Genomic DNA, 1,633 nt, shown 5'->3' with positions numbered 1-1,633 from the left:
AAAATGTAAGGTTCAAGATAAAGATGTTGTTGTAGACGATGAAGATAGTCTTACTAAAGTAAGAGAAGCGTTAGCTATAACTGACCCTGGTGTTTCATTCAAAGTTAAAGTAAGTAACAAAAGTGCTGAAGGGTTAAAAGCTGCCGTAACAACTAACTTAGAAAAAATTGCAGTAAATGCAGCTATGTCTAAAGTTACTAGTAAGTAAGCAGCTTAAAGTTAACAAATAAGAGGTAGAGATCTCTACCTCTTTCCTTCGCCTCAACTACATTCCTATCAAAATCTATCACCTCTAGCTTTTTTAGAAGATGTCATCATAGGGATGGTTATATATATATATAAGGAATTTTTATAATATTTAACCCGCTTACTTATCTATCCTCCATATCACGATGAGCCTCTATTATTTCATCAAATGTATACATTTTTTTAATCCTTACAGTTAAAAGTTTCTTTCTTATCATCTCAAAGATTTCCATTGCAGTAAGCACCAATGTGAACTTGTCGTGCTTATAATGATATATTGAGGTTCCTATGGCAAATAGTGAGCGTGAACTAAGCAAAGAAAAGCTAACCGGGACGCTGCCTGATATCTGCCCATAAGAAACGTATATGCCGAACTTGCCTAAAGATTTAAAAGAAAGCTTACTCGTAGCATAGCCTATAGGGTCATATACTGCACCTGCTCCCTTATTTTGTGTAATCTCCATGTTTTAGAAACAAAGTCTGTATCATTGTAATTCAACGCGTACGTGCAGCCATTCTGCAGAGCTATCTTCATTTTTTCGTCGGAGCTCACAGAACCTATAACTACTCCCTTTTTATCCTTTGCCCATTGGCATAGTATCTGAACTAACCCACCACTTGCTCCATGCACAAGCACAACAGCACCAGGTTTTATTTTGTAAGAGTGGTTAACTAATTAGTGAGCCGTCATGCCTTTAAATAACACTGCAGCTACAATTTCATCTGGTTTTTCATCTGGAATCTTTATCAGATATTTCTGGTAAGAAGTTTCAAGACGTTTTTCACAATATGCTCCAGGCGGAGCTGTGCAATATCCAACTCTATCTCCAATCTCTAAGCCATCACCTATTTTCCTACCAAGCTTTTCAACAACTCCTACTGCTTCCACTCCAAGCACTGACGGCAAGTTTTTAATTTTTCGAATATCTTTTCTATGCTCTAGATCATAACGATTTAAACCGATAGCTGTGTGGCGTATTAAAAATTCCTCACCTTTTGGCTCACATATACTCCTATCTACAAATTCTAATACCTCTGGTCCTCCAGTCTTCTTAATTTGTACAGCTCTAACCATTATGAATATAAGAAAAAAACTATAATTATATTATCTAATAACCAACATCTTGTAAAATTATTTAGAACTGTAAGATAAATATGCATAACGAACATTATGATTTGAAAACAGGGAGTCAAGTAGCTCATAGAAAAAACTACTTGACAACCCCCTTCAATCTCATTAAGGGTATTTCTGACTCAAAACTTGTTTGTGATCCGCGCGGGTTCAATGACAAAATTTCAGTAAAAAACTTAAGGCATTTATTGGCGAAATTATTGGGGCTGCATGTCTTTTAAATTTTTTCACATGCAGCCAAAATCGCGCTTAAAC

The 1,633-nt window shown here is 35.8% G+C and carries 2 pseudogenes; one reads left to right on the top strand and one right to left on the bottom strand.

Annotated features, from left to right (window positions below):
* Positions 1–208 (top strand): annotated as a pseudogene (locus HET73_RS07335) (hypothetical protein); the annotation flags it as partial.
* 163 nt (positions 209–371) lie between these two features.
* On the opposite strand, the pseudogene HET73_RS07330 reads toward HET73_RS07335, so the two are convergent.
* Positions 372–1,321, bottom strand: a pseudogene (locus HET73_RS07330) (quinone oxidoreductase family protein).
* Between the last annotated feature and the right edge of the window lie 312 nt (positions 1,322–1,633).

Source organism: Wolbachia endosymbiont of Atemnus politus (assembly GCF_013309895.1).
Note: the sequence above shows the minus strand (reverse complement) of the source record. Positions and strands in the feature narration are given on the sequence as shown.